Source organism: Rahnella laticis, assembly GCF_015644585.1.
Lineage (GTDB): Bacteria > Pseudomonadota > Gammaproteobacteria > Enterobacterales > Enterobacteriaceae > Rahnella > Rahnella laticis.
On the sequence record NZ_JADOBI010000006.1, the window covers coordinates 1 to 24,302 of the forward strand.

At 49.0% G+C, this 24,302-nt stretch carries 41 protein-coding genes; 6 read left to right on the top strand and 35 right to left on the bottom strand.

Features of this window, described 5'->3' with window-relative positions; translation table 11 throughout:
• The first annotated feature begins 542 nt into the window (after positions 1-542).
• Entirely contained in the window at positions 543-1,082 is a 540-nt protein-coding gene (locus IV433_RS14140) for a gamma carbonic anhydrase family protein (RefSeq protein WP_195814697.1), read from the top strand.
• 49 nt (positions 1,083-1,131) lie between these two features.
• Here IV433_RS14140 and aroE read toward each other — a convergent pair whose 3' ends face one another.
• From aroE to dprA, 5 genes are read right to left on the bottom strand one after another with little or no spacing between them, the layout of a single operon-like run.
• Positions 1,132-1,950 (bottom strand): shikimate dehydrogenase, encoded by an 819-nt coding sequence (gene aroE, locus IV433_RS14145; RefSeq protein WP_195814698.1) that lies wholly within the window; start codon positions 1,948-1,950, stop codon positions 1,132-1,134.
• Positions 1,951-1,962: 12 nt separating this feature from the next.
• A complete protein-coding gene (gene tsaC / locus IV433_RS14150) occupies positions 1,963-2,532 on the bottom strand; it encodes an L-threonylcarbamoyladenylate synthase type 1 TsaC (protein WP_195814699.1) in 570 nt (189 codons plus the stop codon).
• Positions 2,525-3,085 (bottom strand): DNA topoisomerase family protein, encoded by a 561-nt coding sequence (locus tag IV433_RS14155; protein WP_195814700.1) that lies wholly within the window; start codon positions 3,083-3,085, stop codon positions 2,525-2,527. The genes tsaC and IV433_RS14155 overlap by 8 nt, the downstream gene beginning before the upstream one ends.
• 24 nt (positions 3,086-3,109) lie before the next feature.
• On the bottom strand, positions 3,110-3,583 hold the full coding sequence (locus tag IV433_RS14160) for a DUF494 family protein (RefSeq protein WP_195814701.1): 474 nt from the start codon (positions 3,581-3,583) through the stop codon (positions 3,110-3,112).
• Complete coding sequence (dprA, locus tag IV433_RS14165; protein WP_195814702.1) at positions 3,555-4,724, bottom strand: DNA-protecting protein DprA; 1,170 nt, start codon at positions 4,722-4,724, stop codon at positions 3,555-3,557. Before dprA ends, IV433_RS14160 begins: the two co-directional genes overlap by 29 nt.
• A gap of 128 nt (positions 4,725-4,852) precedes the next feature.
• Between dprA and def the strand changes: the two genes are divergently transcribed.
• The 5 genes from def to mscL all read left to right on the top strand — a co-directional run bounded on the left by def (position 4,853) and on the right by mscL (position 9,668).
• Complete coding sequence (gene def, locus IV433_RS14170) at positions 4,853-5,365, top strand: peptide deformylase (RefSeq protein WP_101080126.1); 513 nt, start codon at positions 4,853-4,855, stop codon at positions 5,363-5,365.
• A gap of 1 nt (position 5,366) precedes the next feature.
• Entirely contained in the window at positions 5,367-6,326 is a 960-nt protein-coding gene (gene fmt / locus IV433_RS14175; protein WP_195814995.1) for a methionyl-tRNA formyltransferase, read from the top strand.
• 74 nt (positions 6,327-6,400) lie between these two features.
• Entirely contained in the window at positions 6,401-7,690 is a 1,290-nt protein-coding gene (gene rsmB, locus IV433_RS14180; protein ID WP_195814703.1) for a 16S rRNA (cytosine(967)-C(5))-methyltransferase RsmB, read from the top strand.
• A 60-nt stretch (positions 7,691-7,750) separates the two neighbouring features.
• Positions 7,751-9,127, top strand: a complete 1,377-nt coding sequence (gene trkA / locus IV433_RS14185; RefSeq protein WP_101080129.1) for a Trk system potassium transporter TrkA — start codon at positions 7,751-7,753, stop codon at positions 9,125-9,127.
• A 124-nt stretch (positions 9,128-9,251) separates the two neighbouring features.
• Positions 9,252-9,668: a large-conductance mechanosensitive channel protein MscL gene (gene mscL / locus IV433_RS14190; protein ID WP_101080130.1), complete on the top strand. Its 417-nt coding sequence runs from the start codon at positions 9,252-9,254 to the stop codon at positions 9,666-9,668.
• A gap of 30 nt (positions 9,669-9,698) precedes the next feature.
• On the opposite strand, the gene IV433_RS14195 is transcribed toward mscL, so the two are convergent.
• From IV433_RS14195 to rplC, 30 genes are all read right to left on the bottom strand, one after another.
• Positions 9,699-9,899, bottom strand: a complete 201-nt coding sequence (locus IV433_RS14195) for an alternative ribosome-rescue factor A (protein WP_195814996.1) — start codon at positions 9,897-9,899, stop codon at positions 9,699-9,701.
• A 100-nt stretch (positions 9,900-9,999) separates the two neighbouring features.
• Positions 10,000-10,416: a Zn(2+)-responsive transcriptional regulator gene (gene zntR / locus IV433_RS14200; protein ID WP_195814704.1), complete on the bottom strand. Its 417-nt coding sequence runs from the start codon at positions 10,414-10,416 to the stop codon at positions 10,000-10,002.
• A gap of 2 nt (positions 10,417-10,418) precedes the next feature.
• The gene (locus IV433_RS14205; protein WP_195814705.1) at positions 10,419-10,787 is read right to left on the bottom strand and encodes a DnaJ family domain-containing protein; all 369 of its coding nucleotides are present in this window, start codon (positions 10,785-10,787) and stop codon (positions 10,419-10,421) included.
• Positions 10,788-10,949: 162 nt separating this feature from the next.
• The gene (rplQ, locus tag IV433_RS14210; protein WP_034793661.1) at positions 10,950-11,339 is read right to left on the bottom strand and encodes a 50S ribosomal protein L17; all 390 of its coding nucleotides are present in this window, start codon (positions 11,337-11,339) and stop codon (positions 10,950-10,952) included.
• A 40-nt stretch (positions 11,340-11,379) separates the two neighbouring features.
• Positions 11,380-12,369 carry a DNA-directed RNA polymerase subunit alpha gene (locus tag IV433_RS14215; RefSeq protein WP_002919219.1) on the bottom strand — a complete coding sequence of 330 codons (990 nt, stop codon included), beginning with the start codon at positions 12,367-12,369 and terminating at the stop codon, positions 11,380-11,382.
• A gap of 25 nt (positions 12,370-12,394) precedes the next feature.
• A complete protein-coding gene (rpsD, locus tag IV433_RS14220; protein WP_095923750.1) occupies positions 12,395-13,015 on the bottom strand; it encodes a 30S ribosomal protein S4 in 621 nt (206 codons plus the stop codon).
• 32 nt (positions 13,016-13,047) lie between these two features.
• Positions 13,048-13,437: a 30S ribosomal protein S11 gene (gene rpsK, locus IV433_RS14225; protein ID WP_004929731.1), complete on the bottom strand. Its 390-nt coding sequence runs from the start codon at positions 13,435-13,437 to the stop codon at positions 13,048-13,050.
• A gap of 17 nt (positions 13,438-13,454) precedes the next feature.
• Positions 13,455-13,811 carry a 30S ribosomal protein S13 gene (rpsM, locus tag IV433_RS14230; protein ID WP_013573704.1) on the bottom strand — a complete coding sequence of 119 codons (357 nt, stop codon included), beginning with the start codon at positions 13,809-13,811 and terminating at the stop codon, positions 13,455-13,457.
• A gap of 148 nt (positions 13,812-13,959) precedes the next feature.
• Complete coding sequence (gene rpmJ, locus IV433_RS14235) at positions 13,960-14,076, bottom strand: 50S ribosomal protein L36 (RefSeq protein ID WP_012768118.1); 117 nt, start codon at positions 14,074-14,076, stop codon at positions 13,960-13,962.
• A gap of 33 nt (positions 14,077-14,109) precedes the next feature.
• Positions 14,110-15,441 carry a preprotein translocase subunit SecY gene (secY, locus tag IV433_RS14240; RefSeq protein WP_195814706.1) on the bottom strand — a complete coding sequence of 444 codons (1,332 nt, stop codon included), beginning with the start codon at positions 15,439-15,441 and terminating at the stop codon, positions 14,110-14,112.
• A 7-nt stretch (positions 15,442-15,448) separates the two neighbouring features.
• Positions 15,449-15,883: a 50S ribosomal protein L15 gene (gene rplO, locus IV433_RS14245; RefSeq protein WP_013573702.1), complete on the bottom strand. Its 435-nt coding sequence runs from the start codon at positions 15,881-15,883 to the stop codon at positions 15,449-15,451.
• A 3-nt stretch (positions 15,884-15,886) separates the two neighbouring features.
• Positions 15,887-16,066, bottom strand: a complete 180-nt coding sequence (gene rpmD, locus IV433_RS14250) for a 50S ribosomal protein L30 (RefSeq protein WP_101080134.1) — start codon at positions 16,064-16,066, stop codon at positions 15,887-15,889.
• A 6-nt stretch (positions 16,067-16,072) separates the two neighbouring features.
• Complete coding sequence (gene rpsE, locus IV433_RS14255; RefSeq protein WP_101080135.1) at positions 16,073-16,573, bottom strand: 30S ribosomal protein S5; 501 nt, start codon at positions 16,571-16,573, stop codon at positions 16,073-16,075.
• Between the two features lie 14 nt (positions 16,574-16,587).
• A complete protein-coding gene (gene rplR / locus IV433_RS14260; RefSeq protein ID WP_013573699.1) occupies positions 16,588-16,941 on the bottom strand; it encodes a 50S ribosomal protein L18 in 354 nt (117 codons plus the stop codon).
• Positions 16,942-16,950: 9 nt separating this feature from the next.
• Entirely contained in the window at positions 16,951-17,484 is a 534-nt protein-coding gene (rplF, locus tag IV433_RS14265) for a 50S ribosomal protein L6 (RefSeq protein ID WP_013573698.1), read from the bottom strand.
• 13 nt (positions 17,485-17,497) lie between these two features.
• A complete protein-coding gene (gene rpsH / locus IV433_RS14270) occupies positions 17,498-17,890 on the bottom strand; it encodes a 30S ribosomal protein S8 (RefSeq protein ID WP_104923581.1) in 393 nt (130 codons plus the stop codon).
• Positions 17,891-17,923: 33 nt separating this feature from the next.
• A complete protein-coding gene (rpsN, locus tag IV433_RS14275; RefSeq protein WP_013573696.1) occupies positions 17,924-18,229 on the bottom strand; it encodes a 30S ribosomal protein S14 in 306 nt (101 codons plus the stop codon).
• A 13-nt stretch (positions 18,230-18,242) separates the two neighbouring features.
• Positions 18,243-18,782: a 50S ribosomal protein L5 gene (gene rplE / locus IV433_RS14280; RefSeq protein ID WP_013573695.1), complete on the bottom strand. Its 540-nt coding sequence runs from the start codon at positions 18,780-18,782 to the stop codon at positions 18,243-18,245.
• Positions 18,783-18,796: 14 nt separating this feature from the next.
• A complete protein-coding gene (gene rplX, locus IV433_RS14285) occupies positions 18,797-19,111 on the bottom strand; it encodes a 50S ribosomal protein L24 (RefSeq protein WP_013573694.1) in 315 nt (104 codons plus the stop codon).
• Positions 19,112-19,121: 10 nt separating this feature from the next.
• Entirely contained in the window at positions 19,122-19,493 is a 372-nt protein-coding gene (rplN, locus tag IV433_RS14290; RefSeq protein ID WP_008457164.1) for a 50S ribosomal protein L14, read from the bottom strand.
• A gap of 170 nt (positions 19,494-19,663) precedes the next feature.
• On the bottom strand, positions 19,664-19,918 hold the full coding sequence (rpsQ, locus tag IV433_RS14295; protein WP_014333604.1) for a 30S ribosomal protein S17: 255 nt from the start codon (positions 19,916-19,918) through the stop codon (positions 19,664-19,666).
• Entirely contained in the window at positions 19,918-20,109 is a 192-nt protein-coding gene (rpmC, locus tag IV433_RS14300; RefSeq protein ID WP_013573692.1) for a 50S ribosomal protein L29, read from the bottom strand. Before rpmC ends, rpsQ begins: the two co-directional genes overlap by 1 nt.
• Positions 20,109-20,519, bottom strand: a complete 411-nt coding sequence (gene rplP / locus IV433_RS14305) for a 50S ribosomal protein L16 (RefSeq protein ID WP_009639183.1) — start codon at positions 20,517-20,519, stop codon at positions 20,109-20,111. Before rplP ends, rpmC begins: the two co-directional genes overlap by 1 nt.
• A gap of 12 nt (positions 20,520-20,531) precedes the next feature.
• Positions 20,532-21,230 carry a 30S ribosomal protein S3 gene (rpsC, locus tag IV433_RS14310; protein ID WP_004956187.1) on the bottom strand — a complete coding sequence of 233 codons (699 nt, stop codon included), beginning with the start codon at positions 21,228-21,230 and terminating at the stop codon, positions 20,532-20,534.
• Positions 21,231-21,247: 17 nt separating this feature from the next.
• Positions 21,248-21,580 carry a 50S ribosomal protein L22 gene (rplV, locus tag IV433_RS14315; protein ID WP_004391423.1) on the bottom strand — a complete coding sequence of 111 codons (333 nt, stop codon included), beginning with the start codon at positions 21,578-21,580 and terminating at the stop codon, positions 21,248-21,250.
• Between the two features lie 14 nt (positions 21,581-21,594).
• Positions 21,595-21,873: a 30S ribosomal protein S19 gene (gene rpsS / locus IV433_RS14320; RefSeq protein WP_004929772.1), complete on the bottom strand. Its 279-nt coding sequence runs from the start codon at positions 21,871-21,873 to the stop codon at positions 21,595-21,597.
• A 14-nt stretch (positions 21,874-21,887) separates the two neighbouring features.
• Positions 21,888-22,712, bottom strand: coding sequence for a 50S ribosomal protein L2 (gene rplB / locus IV433_RS14325; protein WP_152327227.1), 825 nt, complete (start codon positions 22,710-22,712; stop codon positions 21,888-21,890).
• 18 nt (positions 22,713-22,730) lie between these two features.
• A complete protein-coding gene (gene rplW / locus IV433_RS14330; RefSeq protein WP_013573689.1) occupies positions 22,731-23,033 on the bottom strand; it encodes a 50S ribosomal protein L23 in 303 nt (100 codons plus the stop codon).
• Complete coding sequence (gene rplD / locus IV433_RS14335; RefSeq protein ID WP_013573688.1) at positions 23,030-23,635, bottom strand: 50S ribosomal protein L4; 606 nt, start codon at positions 23,633-23,635, stop codon at positions 23,030-23,032. Before rplD ends, rplW begins: the two co-directional genes overlap by 4 nt.
• 16 nt (positions 23,636-23,651) lie before the next feature.
• On the bottom strand, positions 23,652-24,281 hold the full coding sequence (gene rplC / locus IV433_RS14340; protein WP_013573687.1) for a 50S ribosomal protein L3: 630 nt from the start codon (positions 24,279-24,281) through the stop codon (positions 23,652-23,654).
• Between the last annotated feature and the right edge of the window lie 21 nt (positions 24,282-24,302).

Sequence of the window (24,302 nt, forward strand, 5' to 3'; positions counted from 1 at the left end):
GATCAAACTCTTCAATTAAAAGTTCGATTTGCTTAAACAAGTTAAGCGGTGCTCAAAGTTTACTTTCGTAATAATTCAACTAAATGAATTACTGCTTGGTCACTCTAAGACTTGATATTTTTTGCCACCGAGGTGGCTGATATCGTCTTGTGAGTGCCCACACAGATTGTCTGATAAATTGTTAAAGAGCAGTGAGTTACGCGCTTTCGCTTGCTAACTCGAGGTGGCGTATATTACGCTTTCCTCACTCAGTGTCAACCGTTTATTTCATCCGGTTGCCGCTGTTTTTAATCTTTCCGACCCGGTCACTTCGTGATGTTGTTCACGTTGTTCCCTGTCGATGGAGCGGCATTATAGGGATCCGATTTTTTTGCACAAGCCTTTTTTTGAATAAAAGGATCGACTGCGTATTTTTCGACCCTTTCGCGGAGATCTCGTTCGATCCGCTGGTTTTGGCACCGATCTTACCGCCCCTGAATTGGTATTTCCCAAAGCCAGGACTATATTGCCAAGGTTAAAACTCAATTATGAGGTACTTACCTATGTCTCAGGCTTTGCGCTCTTATCAGGGGTTAACGCCAACATTGGGCGAAAGGGTGATGGTGGATCCTTCCAGTGTTGTTATCGGGGATGTCGATCTCGCGGATGATGTCAGTATCTGGCCGCTGGTTGTCATACGCGGTGATGTAAATAGTGTGTCGGTGGGTTGCAGATCGAATGTGCAAGATGGCAGCGTGCTGCATGTTACTCATCAGTCCCGTCAGAATCCTGAAGGGCATCCTCTTATTATTGGCGAGGACGTCACGGTCGGGCATAAAGCAATGTTGCATGGTTGTGCGATCGGGAACCGGGTTCTGGTAGGAATGGGATCGATACTGCTGGATGGAGCAATCATAGAAGATGATGTAATGATTGGCGCAGGAAGTCTGGTTCCCCCAGGAAAGCGGCTCGAAAGTGGCTATCTCTATTTAGGAAGCCCGGTTAAGCAGATCCGCGAACTGACCGCCGATGAACTTGCGGGGCTGACCTACTCTTCAAATAACTATGTCACATGGAAAGATGTCTATCTGGCGAGTAAATAGTTAACGAGCCTGGACAGCTTATGCAACAAGACTGTTCAGGCTCTTTCAGTTAGCCCAGTAAATCTTGTTTTAACTGCGCCAGCACGGGTTCAATTTCCGGCATAATACCGTGCCATAAATAGAAGGCGTGAGCGGCCTGTCCCACCAGCATTCCCAAACCATCAGCATAGTGCGTCACACCGTTGTCTTTCACCCACTGAAGAAAAGGCGTCAGACCGGCCTGATAATACATATCGTAAACGCGCGTCTGTGCAGTGAAAACCTGCTCAGAGATTGCCGGGATTTCACCATTAATACCTGATGCCGTCGCATTAATAATCAGATCGAATTTCTCGCTGGCCAGATCGCTGAACGTAAGAGCCCGGATATCACCTTTGCTCTCGAAAATATGACTGAGATGTTGTGCACGTTCAAAAGTACGGTTAGTGACGACAACAGAACACCCGTAGGATAAAAGCGGAAGGATCACTCCCCGCGCAGCTCCGCCAGCGCCTATCAGCAATACCCGATCGCCGGGCTGAATAAGCGCCAGACGTTCCAGGTCACTCAACATTCCTATGCCGTCGGTGTTATCCCCGAGCAGTCTTCCGTCTTCAAGTTTTTTGAGAGTATTTACAGCGCCAGACATCGCTGCGCGGTCGGTCAGTTCATCCGACTCAGCAAATGCGCGCTCTTTGAAAGGCACGGTAATGTTTGCCCCGCTGGCACCCTTTTCAAAAAAGGATCGCAGCGCTTCTTCAAACTCTTCATTTGGCGCCAGCACCTGTCCATAACTGTGTTCAAGCCCTGTCTGGCTGGCAAACAATGCATGAATACGGGGGGATTTGCTGTGACTGATTGGATTACCGAACACCGCGAAAGATGGCATGACTTTCGTTCCTTAACCTTGACGAATGAGATCGCCGGTGAGGGCATCCCTGATTTCAGATGGGTTTTCTCTTCCACCCACCTGGCCGTTAAGCACGGGGAAATCCTCACCAAACTGGAGACGGACTTCATCAGCAAATCGGCAGGGTTCCTGGCCATTCAGGTTCGCGCTGGTGGAAACCAAAGGTTTTCCAAATTGCTGACAGAGCTCTTTAACCAGCGGGTGATCGGTTACGCGGACCGCCAGCGACGAGAAACGTCCAGTCAGCCAGTCAGGTGTAGAGGGTTTTGCAGGCATCACCCAGGTCACCGGTCCAGGCCAAAACGACAAGATATGTTCGAGTTGCTGATGGGTTAATGATGAATCATCAATATAAGGGAGAAGTTGCTGATAGTTATCGGCGATTAAAATCAGCCCTTTATCTTTAGGACGTTTTTTAAGAGCCAAAAGAGACTCAACCGCCTGCTCGCTGTCAGGATCACAACCTAACCCGAATACGGCCTCAGTCGGATAAGCGATAACCTGCTGTTGATGTAATGCTTCAAGTACCTTTGCAAGTGAGTTTTCTGCTTCTTTATTCATTTTCTTCGTTATCTTTTATTTCTACGGCTTTGCCGCACAGTTTACTGGCACAAAATAGTTTTATACCCTGCGCCGTTTTCTTTTCCATCAATAAAGGATATTGGCAGTGCACGCACTCGCCGGCAACGGGCTTATTATTGATGGCAAACTGGCAGTCCGGGTAGCGGTCGCAGGCGTGAAAAACCTTACCAAAGCGAGACTTACGCTGCAGCAGATGTCCTTTGCCGCATTGCGGACAACTGAGGCTGGTTTCTTCGGGTTTATCGATGACTTCAATATGGTCGCATTCCGGATACTCGCTGCACCCGATAAACATCCCATAACGTCCCTGGCGAAGCACCAGCGTGGCGCTGCATTTAGGACATAACTGCCCATCCAGGATTTTCACAATATGTCCGTCGGCCTGTGATTTCAGGGGGCGGATATATTCGCACTGTGGATAGGATGAACAGCTGAGAAAAGGGCCGTGGCGACCACTACGGATCACCAGTTCGGCCCCGCATTCCGGACAGGATTCATTTTGCTTCTCAGCAAAAAGTGCTGCATTTGTCATATGTTACGTTTTACCTGTTATCTCTTAATGCAGATAACCTTCATTAACTTCAAATAACAGCTCTTCCATTTGCTGATATGCACTTTCATATCCGGGAATATTAAAAAGAACCATCAGCACCACCCACTTAAGATCCTCAAGATCGAATTCTTCAGTGTCCAGAGCCATAACACGATCGATAACCATTTCCCGGGTATCGAAGTTTAAAACCTTTATCTGTTCCAGGAACAACAAAAAGCCACGACAACTGCTATCTAACCGGCTCGTTTCCTCGTCGGTGTAAACACGTAATGCTGAAGGATCTGAATCCAGCATATAAGATGGGGTTCCACCCTCTTGCATATCCGCAAGTTTTTCAAGCCAATTCAGCGCATTGTGAATATCAGCCCGGTGAAAACCAGCCTCGGTCAAGTCATCCGTTAACCTATCCTCGTCAACACTCATCTCCGCTTCGTTGTGAATGTAAGTTTCAAATAAGTACATTAGTACGTCGAACATGGCTTGCCCTCTTAATTCGGACATAGCCGCCGGATACAGCTGCGATCCATCCTGCTAACTCCAGCTCGAGTAGTTTACCTACCACTTCTGGCACAGGTTGGCCGGCACGTTCGGCGACGACGTCAACAGATGTCACCTCATATTCTACGTTAGCCAACACATCAGCAAATGGCAATTCAACTTCGCATTCTTGTGCACAAATAATCGCCTCTGACGCCTTTGGTGGCTTATCACGGGGTGCTTTTGGCCGTTCGGGAATTGGCAGAGTCGGAAACCAGGTTAAGCCGCTGCCAATATGCTCGGCAATATCGTTAGGTTCAGTAACCAGGTAAGCGCCCTGTTGGATAAGCCAGTGGGTTCCTTCTGACGTCGGGCTGCCTAGTGGCCCGGGCAAAGCAAAAACCTCTCTTCCCTGTTCAAGTGCATAACGGGCGGTGATCAACGACCCGCTACGCAACGTTGCTTCAACAACCAGAACGCCCGCGCTGAGACCACTGATAATGCGGTTCCGGCGCGGAAAGTTGGCCGCTAGTGGCGGCGCCGTCACCAGATGCTCAGAAATCAGCGCCCCACCTTGCTCAAGAATACTGTCGGCTAACATCAAATGACGGGATGGATAACGTTTCATCAGCCCGCTGCCAAGAACGGCGATAGTTTTTCCCTGCGCCTCTAATGTAGCTTTATGACTTATTCCATCAATTCCCATTGCAAGACCGCTCGTCACGGTAAAGCCGCTGCTTACCAGCCCGCCGGCAAAAACCTGTGCATATTGTTCACCGTAATGGGAGTAGTGACGGCTTCCCACCATCGCTATTTGAGGAGATAACAGCAAATCCGGATTTCCTTCGGCGAACAAAATCAATGGCGGAGACGGAATCTGCGCTAACAAAGGCGGGTAGAGCGCACAGCCAAATGTGACAAGATATCGGCTATCCCCTTCCAGCCAGTTTAGCGACGCGGATAGCCATTGCTGATTGATATTCCTGAAATCTTCTATTTGCTCCGCGTTAAGCCCGCACGAGAATAATTCAGAAGGGCCATAATGCCCCTGGCAGAAGAGTGCCCGAATTATGCCTTCGGCATGGCCAGCATCAAGGCGCCTGACGGCTGATAAACGTATCCATACTTCCTGTAATGTCATTATCCTGCCTCTGTTCAATGCCTTTCGACGAAGGATTCAATTGGCAGAGGATGCTGTCAATCGGAGCAGGAAATGTCTAGAATAGAGTCTATATATCTTCAATCAATTGAATAAAGATCCAGAAAAATATGTCCGTATTACAGATATTACATTTCCCAGACGAGCGGCTTCGCATTACTGCAAAACCGGTCAAAGAAGTTAACGCCGAAATTCAGCAGATCGTGGATGATATGTTTGAAACCATGTATGCAGAAGAAGGCATTGGCCTGGCTGCAACTCAGGTAGACATTCATCAACGTATTATCGTTATCGATGTCTCTGAAAATCGCGACGAACGACTGGTTCTCATCAATCCTGAGCTGCTGGAAAAAAGCGGCGAAACCGGTATTGAAGAAGGCTGCCTGTCGATCCCGGATCAACGTGCGCTTGTGCCACGCGCTGAGAAAGTGAAAGTCCGCGCTCTGGATCGTGAGGGTAAAACCTTCGAACTGGAAGCTGATGACTTACTGGCGATTTGCATCCAGCATGAAATGGATCATCTGGTGGGCAAATTATTCGTGGATTACTTGTCGCCACTGAAACGTCAGCGTATTCGCCAGAAGATGGAAAAAATGGCCAAGCTGAACGCGCGGGCTGACTAATATTCGAGTAACACAGGACACTGCTTTGCGGATCATATTTGCCGGTACCCCAGACTTCGCAGCGCGTCATCTTGACGCGCTTTTGTCATCAGAACATCAGGTTGTGGGTGTATTTACCCAACCCGACCGCCCGGCCGGCCGTGGTAATAAGCTGACGGCAAGCCCGGTAAAAATGCTGGCACTTGCTCATGATATTCCCGTGTTTCAGCCGAAATCTTTGCGCCCTGAAGAAAACCAGACACTGGTGTCCGATTTGGAAGCTGATGTGATGGTGGTCGTAGCTTATGGCCTGATTCTCCCTAAAGCTGTGCTTGATATGCCTAAACTGGGCTGCATTAACGTGCACGGTTCCCTGTTGCCACGCTGGCGTGGTGCCGCGCCGATTCAGCGTTCCTTGTGGGCGGGCGATGCTAAAACCGGTATCACTATCATGCAGATGGACGTGGGTCTGGACACCGGCGACATGCTGCATAAAGTGGAATGTGACATTCTTCCGGAAGATACCAGTGCATCCCTGTACAACAAACTGGCTGAGCTCGGCCCTGAAGGTATGCTTGAAACGCTCGGGCAGCTGGCGAACGGCACGGCTCAACCAGAAGTTCAGAACGAAGAGCTCGTTACGTACGCTGAAAAGCTGAGCAAAGAGGAAGCCCGCTTAGACTGGACGCTTTCCGCAGACCAGCTGGAACGTTGTATACGTGCATTTAATCCGTGGCCTGTCAGTTTCTTTATGATTGACGACCAGCCCGTAAAAGTCTGGTCAGCTGAAAGTTTGCCTGCAAGCCATAGCACCCTGCCCGGCACCATTGTTTCTGCAGATAAAAAGGGGATCCAGGTTGCTACGTCTGACGGCATCCTGAATATCACCCAGTTGCAACCTTCAGGTAAAAAAGCAATGTCCGCACAGGACTTGCTGAACTCTCGTCGTGAATGGTTTATCGAAGGCTCTCGTTTAGCCTGACCCTTCCGACTACGCCCGATATTTCGTCGGGCCTTATCTTTCTGATAATGCTGATCCATTCAGCCATTTGAACAATGAAAACAGCCTATAATCTTCGTAGTATTGCAGCTCAAGCCATCAGTCAGGTTTTAGACAAAGGCCTGTCTTTGTCGACGGTCCTTCCCAGTTTGCAGAAAAATATTTCAGAAAAAGATCGCGGATTGTTGCAGGAATTATGTTTCGGCACACTGAGGGTATTGCCTCAGCTCGAATGGTGCCTGCAACAACTCATGGCAAAACCGTTGACGGGAAAGCAACGGACACTGCATTACTTACTGATGGTTGGCCTGTATCAGCTGATATACACGCGCATTCCCGCTCACGCAGTGTTGGCAGAAACTGTTGATGGTGCTGTGGCACTAAAGCGCCCTCAGCTAAAAGGTCTGATCAACGGCGTTCTTCGTCAGTTCCAGCGTCAGCAGGAAGAATTACTGCAACGTATGGCCAATAACGACAGCCGCTATCTCCATCCGAGCTGGCTTCTTAATCGTCTGAAGAAAGCCTATCCCGACGACTGGGAAAGCATTGTTGATGCCAACAATCAAAGACCGCCTATGTGGCTACGCGTAAACCGCATACACAATACCCGCGACGATTATCTTCTATTGTTGAATGAAGCGCAGATTGAAGCCGTTCTACATCCTGAATATTCCGATGCACTGCGTCTGATCACGCCTTGTCAGGTCAGTCTGCTCCCAGGATTTTCCGAAGGATGGGTGACGGTTCAGGACGCTTCTGCACAAGGCAGCGTTGATCTGCTGGATCCGCAGGATGGCGAGATGATCCTTGATTTGTGCTGCGCGCCTGGCGGTAAAACAACCCACATATTGGAAGCAGCGCCTAAGTCTCATGTGATGGCTGTGGACGTGGATGAACAACGCCTGAAGCGTGTTCATGAGAATCTGCAGCGTTTAAAACTTAATGCGGAAGTGAAGCAAGGCGATGGACGTGAGCCACAAGCTTGGGCGGGCGAGCGTATCTTTGACCGCATTCTGCTGGATGCGCCGTGTTCGGCGACCGGTGTTATCCGCCGGCATCCCGACATAAAGTGGCTACGCAGAGACAGCGATATTACTGAGCTGGCGGGCTTGCAAAAAGAAATCCTGGAAGCCGTCTGGCCACGCCTTAAAAGCAAGGGTGTAATGGTTTACGCAACATGCTCAGTTTTGCCCGAAGAAAATTGCCTGCAAATAGCGGAATTTCTTAAATCTCACCCGGATGCGGCGCTGGTTGAGACAGGCACGACGGAAAAACCAGGCAGGCAAAACCTTCCGCACGCCGAAGATGGCGATGGATTCTATTACGCTAAACTGATCAAAAGCTGATTGTTTACTATTAATGCTACTTACTCAGGCTGAAATCTTCGAAGCCAAGCAGAGAGTCATATGAAAATAATAATTCTCGGTGCCGGACAGGTTGGTGGAACACTCGCTGAAAATCTGGTGGGTGAAAACAACGACATTACCGTTGTCGATACCAACACCGTTCGGTTACGTCAGCTTCAGGACAAATTTGACCTGCGCGTTGTGCAGGGACATGGCTCTCACCCACGTGTACTCCGCGAAGCCGGAGCTGAAGATGCCGATATGTTGGTGGCGGTGACTAATTCCGACGAAACCAACATGGTAGCATGTCAGATTGCATATTCGCTTTTCAATACCCCAAACCGCATCGCACGCATCCGCTCCACGGAATACATCCGTGAATCCGAAAAGCTTTTCCATCCTGAAGCTGTGCCGATTGACCATCTGATTTCGCCTGAGCAATTAGTTACCGATTACATCTACAAATTAATCGAGTATCCGGGAGCACTTCAGGTTGTGAACTTTGCAGAAGGGAAAGTGAGCATTGCCGCGGTGAAAGCCTATTATGGCGGCCCTCTGGTAGGCAATGCGCTCTCTTCAATGCGTGAACATATGCCGCACATCGAAACTCGCGTTGCGGCAATTTTCCGCCAGGACCGTCCGATTCGTCCTCAGGGCTCAACTATTATTGAAGCCGGTGATGAAGTGTTCTTTGTGGCCGCCTCTCAGCACATCCGTGCGGTTATGAGCGAACTTCAACGGCTGGAAAAACCGTATAAGCGGATCATGATTGTCGGCGGCGGCAATGTGGGTGCCGGGCTGGCTCAGAAGCTTGAGAAGAATTACAGCGTAAAACTGATCGAACGCGATCAGCAGCGTGCAGCTGAACTGGCCGAGTTGCTGCAGGACACGATCGTCTTCTACGGCGATGCTTCTGATCAGGAGTTGTTAGCGGAAGAACATATCGAACAAGTCGATGTGTTTATTGCGATTACCAATGATGATGAAGCAAACATCATGTCGGCGATGCTTGCAAAGCGTATGGGTGCCAAAAAAGCGATGGTTCTCATTCAGCGCAGCGCGTATGTGGACCTGGTGCAAGGAAGCGTGATTGATATTGCGATTTCACCTCAGCAGGCAACGATTTCAGCACTGCTTGGACACGTCAGAAAAGCAGATATCGTCAGCGTTTCGTCATTACGCCGTGGTGTAGCCGAAGCTATTGAGGCGATTGCACATGGCGATGAGACAACCTCTAAAGTTGTTGGTCGTACGGTAGAGCAAATTAAATTGCCGCCAGGTACGACTATCGGCGCGATCGTCCGTGGGAATGACGTCATCATTGCTAATGGAAACAGCAGGATCCAGCAAGGTGATCATGTGGTGATGTTCATTACAGATAAGAAATTTGTCAGGGATGTGGAACGTTTGTTCCAACCTAGCCCATTCTTCTTATAAATTGATGAATTTCCGATAATATATGGCGTTAAGCAGGATTCAGTAGAGAACTTTTGTAGCGAAGACGCGACAAATGGTCTTTACTTGGTTGGACACATTTGATGAATTTGCCAAGGAGTATTTTATGAGTTTTATGAAAGAGTTTCGTGAATTTGCCATGCGTGGCAACGTGGTCGACCTTGCCGTCGGTGTAATCATTGGTGCAGCCTTCGGCAAGATAGTGTCATCATTTGTTGCTGATATTATTATGCCACCACTGGGTTTACTCATTGGTGGAGTCGATTTCAAGCAATTCGCTTTTGTACTCAGAGACGCACAAGGAACGGTGCCGGCAGTCGTAATGCATTACGGTGTGTTTATCCAAAATATTTTTGATTTCGTCATTGTTGCTTTGGCAATCTTCTGCGCAATCACTCTGATGAACAAAATGCGCCGTAAACAGGAAGATGTTCCTGCGGCACCACCGAAACCGACTGCGGAAGAAACTTTGCTGGCAGAAATTCGTGATCTGCTTAAAGAGCAGCAAACACCGAGATTGTAACAAAGAAGAAAGTTGCTATTGCTTTCAGTTTTAGAAGGGCAGGGTTGAATATTCGATTAAACGCTCAACACTGCCCTCCATATAATTCCCTTTCCCATTTTCTTCTTTTCTACGATAACTTCCCTTACCCTTTAGATTCTTTTCAATACGCTGCTTAAACAATGGATCATGAAGAAGAGCCTGCAAGGCATTATCCTGAATGGTCCCTTTTTGGTGCTTATATTGAGTCATAACTCCCTCGTTCTTTAGAAATGCAACATGGCTAAATTGCCAGCGCATAATACTGCGTTTAATTTCCAACCGGTAGCACTTTTCAAAGTTCTTGAGCAGATTAGATCACTTTTCCTGCCCCATCTTCAAGCGCCTCTAATATTGAACAACTCTCACTGGTATGCGCAGAACCACAGCAGGCAGCACTCAATCTTTTCAAAGATTCACGCATCCGGGTGAGCTCTTGTAATTTGAGCTCAACCTCAGCCAGACGCTCATCAACGATAGACTTTGATTCCTGACATGTATGATGTTCAGGATCGACCCGAATCGAAAGCAATTCTTTAATTGCTTCAAGCGTAAACCCGGTAGACTTTGCATACCGAATGAAACGCAACCGTTGTAAGTCGTTTTCATCATATTGACGATAACCGGAGGTAGTTCGTAAACCCGCTGCCATCATTTGCTGTTTTTCATAATAACGAACAGTATCTGTAGAGACCCCCGCCAAAGCAGCTAGCTCACCAATTTTATACATATTCACTCACCTCTAAATTTATCCTTGAGCGCATCTTTGTAGCGCCCATGAAGAAAATCGATATTCATTCCCGCTTGCTGCAAACGCAGTTGGAGAACTTTGAGACGCTTTTCAACAACTGAAAACTGAGGATCATCTCGCGTTAGAACATGAAGCATATGATCTAACTCGATCGCTTCTTTTCGGTCCTGTAACTCAGGAGGCAAATAACCTGCGTTTTTAAGAATACGATAAGCGGTTCTTAGCTCTTCAGGAATGCCGCTGTCATCATCGAGTATAAGAGGTCGGCCAGTTCCATGAAGATTATCAAACTCACCCTTTTCCCGGGCCTCTTTAATGTGTTTTTCAACCCACTGGTCGATCAGAAACATGATTTTGCCTCAGCCAAACGGTTAGCCTCACAACTTTAAGGCAGCATAGCGCGAAAGATGAGAAATTCAGGATGAATGGTGCCGGAGGTGACGAAATTAAAAGCATCAAAATTTGGGCGTAAAAAAACCGGGCAGAGCCCGGCTTTTTCATGCATCTACAGATTATTCAGCAGTTGCTACTTCTGCTTGTGACTCTGCACGATCAACGAGCTCGATGTAAGCCATCGGCGCATTGTCGCCTGCACGGAAACCACACTTCAGAATGCGAGTGTAACCACCGGCACGGCTCGCGAAACGCGGGCCCAGTTCATTAAACAGTTTTGCCACGATCTCGTTATCACGAGTACGGGCGAATGCCAGACGACGATTTGCAACGTTGTCGGTCTTGGCAAGAGTAATCAGCGGCTCAACAACGCGACGCAGCTCTTTCGCTTTCGGCAGGGTCGTCTTGATGATCTCATGACGAACCAAAGAGCCGGCCATGTTACGGAACATAGCCTGTCGGTGGCTGCTGTTACGGTTCAGTTGACGACCACTCTTACGATGGCGCATGACCTTATCCTTCTCAGTAAAACCTTAACCTGTGATCCGGTTACTCGTCAGCAATACTTGCTGGTGGCCAGTTTTCCAGGCGCATGCCCAGAGACAAACCACGGGACGCAAGTACGTCTTTGATCTCAGTAAGAGATTTTTTACCCAGGTTAGGTGTTTTAAGTAACTCAACCTCGGTACGCTGTACCAGATCACCGATGTAGTGGATTGCTTCTGCCTTAAGGCAGTTAGCAGAGCGGACAGTCAATTCCAGATCGTCAACAGGGCGCAGCAGGATTGGATCGAATTCCGGCTTCTCTTCTTTGACTTCCGGTTGACGTACATCACGTAAATCAACGAAAGCTTCAAGTTGTTCAGCAAGAATGGTTGCCGCACGACGGATCGCCTCTTCAGGATCGATCGTACCGTTGGTTTCCATTTCGATAACCAGCTTGTCCAAATCAGTACGCTGTTCTACACGCGCTGCTTCAACATTGTAGGCAATTCGCTCTACAGGGCTGTAGCATGCGTCTACTAACAGACGACCAATTGGGCGCTCATCTTCTTCCGAATGAATTCGGGCAGACGCCGGCACATAACCACGACCGCGCTGAACTTTGATACGCATGCTAATAGCAGCGTTCTCATCGGTCAGGTGGCAGATGACATGTTGCGGCTTGACGATTTCGACATCACCATCATGGGTAATGTCGGCTGCAGTCACAGGGCCAATGCCAGACTTATTCAGGGTAAGAATAACTTCATCTTTCCCTTGAACTCTCACCGCCAGCCCTTTCAGGTTGAGCAGGATCTCCAGGATATCTTCCTGTACGCCTTCTTTGGTGCTGTACTCATGCAGTACACCATCAATCTCAACCTCGGTCACCGCGCAACCCGGCATGGATGAAAGCAGAATACGGCGCAGTGCGTTGCCTAAAGTATGGCCAAAGCCACGTTCTAAAGGCTCAAGGGTCACCTTGGCGTGCGTCGAACTGACTTGCTCGATATCTACCAGGCGCGGTTTTAGAAACTCTGTCACAGAACCCTGCATTGTGTCCTCTCTTTGGTACTAAGCTTTACTTGGAGTAAAGCTCGACGATCAGGTGTTCGTTAATGTCGGAAGACAGATCAGTACGTTCAGGCATACGCTTGAACACACCTTCCATCTTAGCAGCATCAACTTCAAGCCAAGTCGGCTTTTCACGCTGTTCAGCCAACTCCAAAGCGGCCTTCACGCGAGATTGCTTTTTAGCTTTCTCACGGATGCTGACAACGTCATTCGGAGATACCTGATAAGAAGCGATGTTAACAACGCGACCGTTTACCATGATAGCTTTGTGGCTAACTAACTGGCGCGATTCCGCACGAGTAGCGCCGAAGCCCATACGATAAACAACGTTGTCCAAACGACCTTCAAGCAGTTGCAACAGGTTTGCACCGGTGTTGCCTTTCAGGCGTGCTGCTTCTTTGTAATAGTTACGGAACTGACGCTCCAGAACACCGTAGATACGGCGAACTTTTTGCTTTTCACGTAACTGTACACCGTAGTCAGACAGACGCGGTTTACGCGCACCATGCTGACCAGGAGCTTGTTCAATTTTACACTTGGTATCGATCGCGCGAACGCCAGATTTAAGGAATAAATCTGTGCCCTCACGACGGCTAAGCTTGAGCTTAGGACCCAAATATCTTGCCATTTTCTCTCTCCAACAAACCTAAAAAAGCAGCGTTATACGCGGCGCTTTTTCGGCGGACGACAACCGTTATGAGGGATAGGAGTCACATCAGTAATATTAGTGATGCGGAAACCAGCCGCGTTTAATGCGCGGATAGTAGACTCACGACCAGGACCAGGTCCTTTAACCATAACTTCCAGATTCTTGATACCGTATTCTTTCACTGCGTCAGCGCAGCGCTCTGCTGCAACCTGAGCTGCGAACGGAGTGGATTTACGAGAACCACGGAAACCGGAACCACCAGCTGTTGCCCAACCCAAAGCATTACCCTGACGATCGGTAATAGTAACAATGGTGTTGTTGAAAGAAGCATGGATATGAGCCACGCCGTCAGAGACTTGTTTTCTTACACGTTTACGTGTACGAACAGGTGCCTTTGCCATTTATTCAATCACCCCGATTATTTCTTGATCGGTTTACGCGGACCCTTACGGGTACGTGCGTTAGTCTTGGTACGCTGACCGCGTACTGGAAGACCACGACGATGACGCAAACCACGATAAGTCCCAAGGTCCATAAGACGCTTGATGCTCAGGGTGACTTCACGACGCAGATCACCTTCAACAATGAACTTGGCAACTTCGTCACGCAGTTTTTCGATTTGCTCTTCAGACAGCTCACTGATCTTAACATTTTCAGCAATACCGGATGCAGCACAGATAGACTGTGAGCGGGTTTTGCCGATGCCGTAGATCGAAGTTAATGCGATCACGGTATGTTTCTGATCAGGAATGTTAATGCCTGCTATACGGGCCACTATGCACTCCTACTATTTATATACGGCAATACCATTCTGAAAAGCCCGTTTTCAGGATACTCAAATAGTATTGCTGCTTACATACAAAAGATTGGCTGGCTAATCTAGCCAGCTCAACCCAACTTTGCAAGAAAAATATGCGAGATAATCAGCCTTGACGCTGTTTATGCTTCGGTTCTGCGCTGCAGATTACGCGAACGATACCGTTACGCTTAACAATTTTGCAGTTACGACATAATTTCTTGACGGAAGCACGAACTTTCATTTTTACTCTCCGTAACTTCGCAAACGCACCAGATTAGCGGTTATAGCCTTTCAGGTTTGCTTTCTTCAATGCAGACTCATACTGACTTGACATCATCAGAGTTTGCACTTGAGCCATAAAGTCCATAATGACAACGACTACGATTAGTAGTGAAGTACCACCAAAGTAGAATGGAACTTTCATCGCGTCACGCATGAACTCCGGGATAAGGCAGATGAAAGTAATATACATCGCACCAATTAAGGTTAAGCGCGTCATTACTTTATCGATGTACTTCGCCGTTTGCTCTCCCGGACGAATTCCTGGTACAAATGCACCGGACTTCTTCAGGTTATCTGCTGTCTCACGCGGGTTGAACACCAACGCAGTATAAAAGAAACAGAAGAAGATGATTGCAGTCGCATAGAGTAACACATAAAGCGGTTGTCCAGGCTGCAAATACAGCGAAATCGTAGTCAGCCAGTTCCAACCAGTTCCGCCCCCAAACCATGATGCAATCGTGGCAGGGAACAGAATAATGCTGGAAGCGAAAATTGCTGGGATAACCCCGGCCATATTCACTTTCAACGGTAAGTGCGTGCTCTGTGCTGCATAGACACGACGACCCTGTTGACGCTTGGCGTAGTTAACGACGATACGACGTTGACCACGTTCTACAAACACAACAAAGAAAGTCACTGCAAACACTAAAACTGCAACCAACAGCAACAGGAGGAAGTGCAGGTCGCCTTGCCGAGCTTGTTCGATAGTATGGGCAACTGCTGGCGGAAGACCCGCTACGATACCGGCAAAAATAATGATCGAAATACCGTTACCGATACCTCGTTCAGTAATTTGTTCACCCAGCCACATCAGGAAGATTGTCCCGGTAACCAGACTCACAACTGCAGTAAAGTAGAATGCGAAGCCTGGGTTTAACACCAGGCCTTGCATACCAGGCATGTTCGGCAAACCGGTAGCAATACCGATAGACTGAAACACTGCCAATACCAGCGTACCGTAACGGGTGTACTGGCTAATCTTACGACGGCCAGCCTCCCCTTCTTTCTTAATTTCCGCCAACGCTGGATGAACCACCGTTAACAACTGGATAATGATCGATGCCGAAATGTACGGCATGATCCCCAGAGCAAAGATTGAAGCACGGCTGAGAGCACCACCAGAGAACATATTAAACATTTCAATGATGGTGCCTCTTTGCTGCTCGAGCAATTTGGCAAGTACAGTGGCATCAATACCAGGGATCGGAATAAAAGAGCCGATACGGAAAACAATCAGCGCACCGATAACAAACAAAAGTCTGCGCTTCAGTTCGCCTAGTCCACCCTTGGCACTTTGAAAATCTAATCCCGGTTGCTTAGCCATCTGCTACTTATTCCTCAATTTTACCGCCAGCAGCTTCGATAGCAACACGAGCGCCTTTGGTGACACGCAAACCACGCAGAGTTACCGCACGACCAACTTCGCCTGAAAGGATTACTTTCGCGAACTCGATCTGGATACCAACTACGTTAGCGGCTTTCAGCGCGTTCAGGTCGATCACGTCGCCTTCCACCAGAGCCAGTTCAGACAGACGAACTTCTGCCGTGATCATAGCTTTGCGGGAGGTGAAGCCAAATTTCGGCAGACGACGATATAAAGGCATCTGACCACCTTCAAAACCGCGACGTACGCCACCGCCAGAACGTGAGTTCTGACCTTTGTGACCACGACCACCGGTTTTACCCAGGCCAGAACCAATACCACGACCTACACGCCTTGGCGCTTGTTTGGCACCATCAGCCGGAGACAGAGTATTTAAACGCATCTCTTACTCCTCAACCTTAACCATGTAGGAAACCAGGTTGATCATACCGCGTACAGCAGGAGTATCCTCGCGCTCTACGGTGTGACCAATACGACGCAGACCCAGACCAACCAGAGTAGCTTTATGCTTAGGCAGGCGGCCAATAGAACTGCGAGTTTGTGTAACTTTAATAGTCTTTGCCATGGTTAATTACCCCAGAATTTCTTCAACGGATTTACCACGCTTGGCAGCGACCATTTGTGGGGATTTCATATTTGCCAGAGCGTCGATAGTTGCACGAACCACGTTAATCGGGTTTGTAGAACCATAAGCTTTAGCCAATACGTTATGTACCCCTGCAACTTCCAGGACGGCGCGCATTGCACCACCGGCGATGATACCGGTACCTTCGGAAGCCGGCTGCATGAACACACGGGAACCCGTATGAGCACCTTTAACAGGATGCTGCAGGGTGCCGCTATTCAGCGCGACATTCAACATGTTGCGACGGGCTTTTTCCATCGCTTTCTGGATCGCTGCCGGAACTTCGCGTGCTTTGCCGTAGCCAAAACCAACGCGACCGTTACCATCACCAACTACTGTCAGTGCGGTAAAGCTGAAGATACGGCCACCTTTTACGGTTTTAGATACGCGGTTTACCGCGATCAGCTTTTCCTGCAGTTCGCCAGCTTGTTTTTCGATGTGAGCCATCTTAAACCTCTTCCTTAGAACTGAAGGCCAGCTTCACGGGCAGCATCTGCCAGTGCCTGGACTCGACCATGATATTGGAAACCGGAACGGTCAAAGGATACTTTCGTGATCCCTTTTTCCAATGCGCGTTCTGCGATAGCTTTACCTACAGCAGTGGCAGCATCTTTGTTGCCGGTATACTTCAGTTGCTCAGTGATAGTTTTTTCTACAGTAGATGCAGCAACTATGACTTCAGAACCGTTTGGTGCGATGACCTGTGCGTAAATATGACGCGGGGTACGATGTACCACCAGACGAGTCGCACCCAATTCTTTGAGCTTGCGGCGTGCGCGGGTCGCACGACGGATACGAGCAGATTTCTTATCCATAGTGTTACCTTACTTCTTCTTAGCCTCTTTGGTACGCACGACTTCGTCGGCGTAACGGACACCCTTGCCTTTATAAGGCTCAGGACGACGGTAGGCACGTAAATCCGCAGCAACCTGACCGATTACCTGCTTATCAGCGCCTTTCAGCACGATTTCAGTTTGGGTCGGACATTCTGCAGTAATGCCTTCCGGCAGTTGATGATCGACCGGGTGAGAGAAGCCTAAGGCTAAATTCACCACGTTGCCTTTAACAGCAGCACGATAACCAACACCTACCAGTTGAAGCTTTTTAGTGAAGCCGTCGGTAACACCTACAACCATAGAGTTCAACAGTGCACGAGTGGTACCCGCTTGGGCCCAACCGTCTACAGCGCCTTCGCGTGGAGCGAAAGTCAGTGTATTTTCTTCCTGTTTAACAACTACAGCGTCATGGATAGTACGTGACAGCTCGCCGTTTTTACCCTTAATCGAAATAACCTGACCGTTGAGTTTAACCTCTACGCCGGCAGGAATGACGACGGGTGCTTTTGCAACACGAGACATTCTTTCCTCCCAATTAAGCTACGTAGCAGATAATCTCGCCACCAAGACCAGCCTGGCGAGCTGCACGATCGGTCATAACACCTTTAGAGGTAGAAATAACAGCAATACCCATACCAGCCATAACTTTAGGCAGCTCATCTTTTTTCTTGTAGATGCGCAGACCTGGACGGCTGATACGTTGAATGCTTTCTACCACTGGGCTTCCCTGGAAGTACTTCAATACTAATTCCAGTTCAGGTTTGGCGTCGCCTTCGATTTTAAATTCTTCAATATAACCTTCTTCCTTCAGCACGTTGGCAATAGCCACTTTCAGCTTGGAGGAAGGCATGGTGACCGCAACTTTGTTCGCGGCTTGACCGTTACGGATACGGGTCAGCATATCCGCGATCGGATCTTGCATGCTCATCTGTCTTTACTCCCGTGATTCAATTGGTGACAATTACCAGCTAGCCTTTTTAAGACCCGGAATTTCACCGCGCATGGCGGCTTCACGGACCTTAATACGGCTCAACCCGAACTTCCGCAGGAAAGCATGCGGACGACCAGTTTGACGGCAGCGGTTACGCTGACGAGACGGGCTGGAATCACGCGGCAGAGACTGCAGCTTAAGAACTGCATCCCAACGATCTTCGTCGGATGAGTTCACACCAGAGATAATAGCTTTCAATTCCTCGCGTTTAGCGCGGTATTTATCAGCCAGTTTTACGCGAACGACTTCGCGTGCTTTCATGGATTGCTTAGCCATTAGTAACCCTGCCTTACTTGCGGAACGGGAAGTTAAAGGCTGTCAGCAATGCACGGCCTTCATCATCGGATTTCGCAGTAGTGGTGATAGTAATATCTAAACCACGAACGCGATCGACTTTATCATAATCGATTTCCGGGAAGATGATCTGTTCACGCACGCCCATGCTGTAGTTACCACGACCATCGAAAGACTTAGCAGACAAGCCGCGGAAGTCACGAATACGTGGAACAGCAATAGAGACCAGACGCTCAAAGAACTCCCACATGCGTTCGCCGCGGAGGGTTACTTTACAGCCGATCGGATAGCCCTGACGGATTTTGAAGCCTGCAACTGATTTGCGTGCTTTGGTGATCAGCGGTTTTTGACCGGAGATTGCTGCCAGGTCAGCTGCTGCGTTATCCAGCAGTTTCTTGTCAGCGATCGCTTCACCAACACCCATGTTCAGGGTGATCTTCTCGACCCGAGGGACTTGCATGACAGAATTGTAACCAAACTCAGCCATGAGTTTTTTTACGACATCGTCTTTGTAGTAATCATGCAGTTTCGCCATCGTACTACTCCAAATTACTTGATAGTTACGCTGTTAGACTTGAAGAAACGGACTTTTTTGCCGTCTTCGAATCTAAAGCCTACACGGTCCGCCTTGCCAGTAGCCGTGTTGAAGAGAGCAACGTTAGAAACCGGAATTGCAGCTTCTTTTTCAACGATGCCGCCTGGTTGATTCAGGGCCGGTACAGGCTTCTGATGTTTTTTAACCAGGTTGATACCTTCAACAATGACCTTGCCAGAAGACAGGACATTTTTTACTTTACCACGCTTACCTTTATCTTTACCGGTAAGCAGGATAACTTCGTCATCACGACGGATTTTCGCTGCCATGGTTCGCTCCTTAGAGTACTTCTGGTGCCAGAGAGATAATTTTCATGAACTTCTCATTACGCAGTTCACGAGTTACCGGCCCAAAAATACGCGTGCCGATTGGCTGCTCGCTGTTATTGTTTAAAATAACGCATGCATTACCATCGAAGCGAATGACAGAACCGTCCGGGCGACGAACACCCTTCTTGGTGCGCACCACTACCGCCTTCAGCACATCGCCTTTCTTCACCTTACCGCGAGGAATTGCTTCCTTGATGGTAATTTTGATGATGTCGCCGACGCCTGCGTAGCGACGGTGCGAGCCACCTAGAACCTTGATACACATTACGCGACGTGCACCGGAGTTGTCGGCCACGGTCAGCATAGTCTGTTCTTGGATCATGTTAGTGCTCCGCTAATGTCAACTACAACTTTAGGACCCAGGATAGGTCGTTAAGAAATCCCCACAATATGAGGGCGCGGCATTATAACACCGGTTCCCGATTATGGGTAGAAAAAATAAACGGCCCACGTACATGAGCCGTTTATCTATTTTTGAGAGGCGCTACTGTATTACAGAATCGCTTTCTCTACAACGCGAACCAAGGTCCAAGACTTAGTCTTAGACAGTGGACGGCATTCGCTGATTTCTACAACGTCGCCGATACCACATTCATTGTTCTCGTCATGTACGTGCAATTTGGTCGTACGCTTGATGAATTTACCGTAGATCGGGTGTTTCACCACACGTTCAATCGCAACAACGATGGATTTCTCCATTTTGTCACTGATTACACGACCCTGCAGAGTACGGATCTTGTCAGTCATTACGCACCCGCCTTTTCAGTCAGTAAAGTCTTCACACGTGCAACATCACGACGCACTTGTTTCAACAGGTGTGTTTGCTGCAACTGGCCACTTGCCGTTTGCATGCGCAGGTTAAACTGCTCACGCAAAAGGTTCAGCAGCTCAGTGTTCAGCTCTTCCACGCTTTTTTCGCGCAGCTCTTGTGCTTTCATTACATCACCGTCTTAGTTACAAAGGTGGTTTTGATAGGCAGTTTGGCTGCTGCCAGCTGGAAGGCTTCACGAGCCAGCTCTTCAGGCACACCGTCCATTTCGTACAGGACTTTACCAGGCTGAATCAAAGCAACCCAATACTCTACGTTGCCTTTACCTTTACCCATACGAACTTCGAGCGGTTTCTCGGTGATCGGTTTGTCCGGGAATACTCGGATCCAGATCTTACCTTGACGCTTAACTGCACGGGTCATCGCACGACGTGCTGCTTCAATTTGACGAGCAGTCAGACGACCACGGCCAACAGCTTTCAGACCGTAAGTGCCGAAGCTCACATCCGTACCTTGCGCAAGACCACGGTTGCGGCCCTTGTGCACCTTACGGAATTTTGTACGCTTTGGTTGTAACATCAGCGACTCTCCTTACTTGCGGCCTTTACGCTGCTGCTTTTTAGGTTGAGCAGCCGGTTCCGGTTGTTCAACTGCAGCCATACCACCCAGGATCTCACCTTTGAAGATCCATACCTTAACGCCGATTACACCATAAGTGGTGTGCGCTTCAGATGTGTTGTAATCGATATCCGCACGCAGAGTATGCAACGGAACACGACCTTCACGGTACCATTCGGTACGCGCGATTTCAGCACCGCCAAGGCGGCCGCTTACTTCAACTTTGATACCTTTAGCGCCAAGACGCATTGCGTTCTGTACAGCACGCTTCATAGCACGACGGAACATAACGCGACGTTCCAGCTGTGAAGTGATGCTGTCAGCAACCAATTTTGCGTCCAGTTCCGGTTTACGGACTTCGGCGATGTTAATCTGCGCAGGAACGCCAGCGATATCCGCTACGACCTTACGCAGTTTTTCGACATCTTCACCTTTCTTGCCGATAACGATGCCAGGACGAGCGGTGTGAATAGTCACACGGATGCTCTTCGCTGGACGCTCGATAACGATGCGAGAAACGGAAGCTTTCGCCAGTTCTTTAGTCAAGAATTGGCGAACTTTAAAGTCGCTGTCCAGGTTGTCAGCGAATTCTTTGGTATTCGCATACCAAGTAGAGTTCCAAGGTTTGACAATACCCAGGCGAATACCATTAGGATGTACTTTCTGACCCATTGCTAGTCTCCAGAGTCTCAGCGATCGGACACAACCACAGTGATGTGGCTGGTGCGCTTCAGAATGCGATCTGCACGACCTTTTGCACGAGGCATAATGCGCTTCATGCTTGGGCCTTCGTCTACGAAAATCTTCGTGACTTTCAGATCATCGATGTCAGCGCCATCGTTGTGTTCTGCGTTAGCAATGGCAGACTCCAGTACCTTCTTAACCAGACCAGCAGCTTTCTTGTTGGTGTAGGCCAGAGTTTCCAGAGCTTGCGACACTTTCTTACCGCGAATCAGGTCCGCAACAAGGCGAACCTTCTGAGCAGAAGAACGAGCGTGGCGATGTTTAGCGATAGTTTCCATCTCTTCCTCCTACCTTAGCGCTTTTTAGCTTTTTTATCAGCCGCATGGCCGCGATAAGTACGAGTCGGCGCGAATTCACCCAGTTTGTGACCGACCATTTCATCGGAAACAAATACTGGTACGTGCTGACGACCATTATGGACAGCGATGGTCAAACCGATCATGTTAGGAAAGATCGTTGAACGACGGGACCAAGTGCGCAAAGGCTTCTTGTCACCGCTTTCCACCGCTTTCTCTACCTTCTTCAGCAAGTGCAGGTCAATAAAAGGACCTTTCTTGAGAGAACGTGGCATGGCTTATCCTCTAATTATTTTTTGCTACGGCGACGTACAATGAATTTATCAGTACGCTTGTTGCTACGGGTCTTCTTACCTTTGGTTTGAACGCCCCACGGAGTTACCGGGTGCTTACCAAAGTTACGACCTTCACCACCACCGTGTGGGTGATCGACTGGGTTCATCGCAGTACCGCGAACGGTAGGACGAATACCACGCCAACGAGCAGCACCTGCTTTACCCAGAACGCGAAGCATATGTTCAGAGTTACCGACTTCACCTAAGGTGGCACGGCAATCAACTTGAACTTTACGCATTTCGCCAGAGCGCAGACGCAGAGTTACGTAGGAACCGTCGCGAGCAACGATCTGAACGTAGGCACCGGCTGAACGAGCCATCTGGCCGCCTTTACCTGGTTTCATTTCTACGTTGTGAACCGTTGAACCTACTGGGATGTTGCGCATAGGCAGGGCGTTACCTGTCTTGATTGCAGCATCAACACCAGATTGGATCTGGTCACCCACTTTCAGGCCTTTCGGCGCCAGGATATAACGGCGTTCGCCGTCTTTGTACAGAACCAGCGCGATGTTCGCGGAACGGTTCGGATCGTACTCCAGACGCTCAACCACTGCAGCGATACCATCTTTGTTGCGTTTGAAGTCAACCAGACGATAATGCTGTTTGTGGCCACCACCGATATGACGGGTGGTGATACGGCCATTGTTGTTACGGCCACCGCTTTTGCTCAGTTTTTCAAGCAGCGGGGCAAAAGGTTTACCCTTGTGCAGCTCAGGGTTAACCACTTTAACAACGTGGCGACGACCCGGAGATGTAGGTTTACATTTAACAATTGCCATTGTTCTTACTCCTCCGACTTACTCAGCGCCGCTGATGAAGTCCAGATTCTGGCCTTCTTTCAGGGTGACGTAAGCTTTTTTCCAGTCGCTACGACGACCAACACGCTGACCGTGACGTTTAACTTTGCCTTTAACCAGCAAGGTGTTCACATCTTCGACTTCGACTTCAAACAGTTTCGAAACCGCAGCTTTGATTTCTGCTTTAGTCGCGTCTTTGGCAACTTTGAGAACGATGGTGTTGTTCTTTTCCATCGCAGTAGAAGCTTTTTCAGAAACGTGCGGCGCGCGCAGCACTTTCAGCAGACGTTCTTCACGAATCATGCCAGCATCTCCTCAACTTGCTTCACAGCGTCAGCAGTCATAACCACTTTGTCGAAGGCGATCAGGCTTACTGGATCGATACCTGCTACATCGCGAACGTCAACCTTGTACAGGTTACGTGCGGCCAGGAACAGATTCTCGTCGACTTCGCCAGTTACAATCAGCACGTCTTCCAGAGCCATGTCTTTCAGTTTCTGTGCCAGCAGCTTAGTTTTAGGCGCTTCTACAGAGAACGTCTCGACAACGATCAAACGATCTTGACGTACCAGTTCGGACAGGATGCTTTTCAGCGCGCCGCGGTACATCTTTTTATTTACTTTTTGACTGTGGTCCTGTGGCTTGGCAGCGAAGGTTACACCACCGGAACGCCAGATCGGGCTCTTTACAGAACCTGAACGCGCACGGCCAGTACCTTTCTGACGCCAAGGTTTTTTACCGGAACCAGTTACTTCAGCACGGGTCTTCTGAGCACGAGTACCTTGACGGGCACCTGCTGCATAAGCAACAACGACCTGGTGTACCAGCGCTTCATTGAAATCACGCCCGAAGGTAGTTTCGGAAACAGTCAGCGCGCTCTGCGCGTCTTTCACTACTAATTCCATTCCTATCTCCTCGACGTTAAGCCTTAACAGCAGGTTTAACGATCAGGTTGCCACCGGTAGCACCCGGAACAGCACCCTTGACCAGTAGCAGGTTGCGCTCAGCGTCAACACGTACTACGTCCAGGCTTTGAACGGTTACACGCTCGTTACCCAGTTGGCCTGCCATTTTCTTGCCTTTGAACACTTTGCCCGGAGTCTGGTTCTGACCGATAGAACCCGGAACACGGTGAGACAAGGAGTTACCGTGGGTAGCGTCTTGGGTACGGAAATTCCAGCGCTTAACTGTGCCAGCAAAACCTTTACCTTTAGAAGTACCGGTAACATCAACTTTCTTAACGTCTGCGAAAATTTCAACGCTAATGTTTTGACCTGCAGTGAACTCTTCACCTTCTGCAAGGCGGAATTCCCACAGACCGCGGCCAGCTTCTACGCCAGCTTTAGCGAAGTGACCCGCTTCTGGTTTGGTTACACGGTTAGCTTTTTTGCTACCAGTAGTAACCTGCACAGCACGGTAACCATCGTTGTCCAGGTCTTTGACCTGAGTAACGCGGTTTGCTTCAATTTCGATAACGGTTACAGGGATAGAAACGCCATCTTCTGTGAAGATACGAGTCATACCCACTTTCTTACCGACTAAACCAATCATTGTTTCAACCTCTCAATCGCT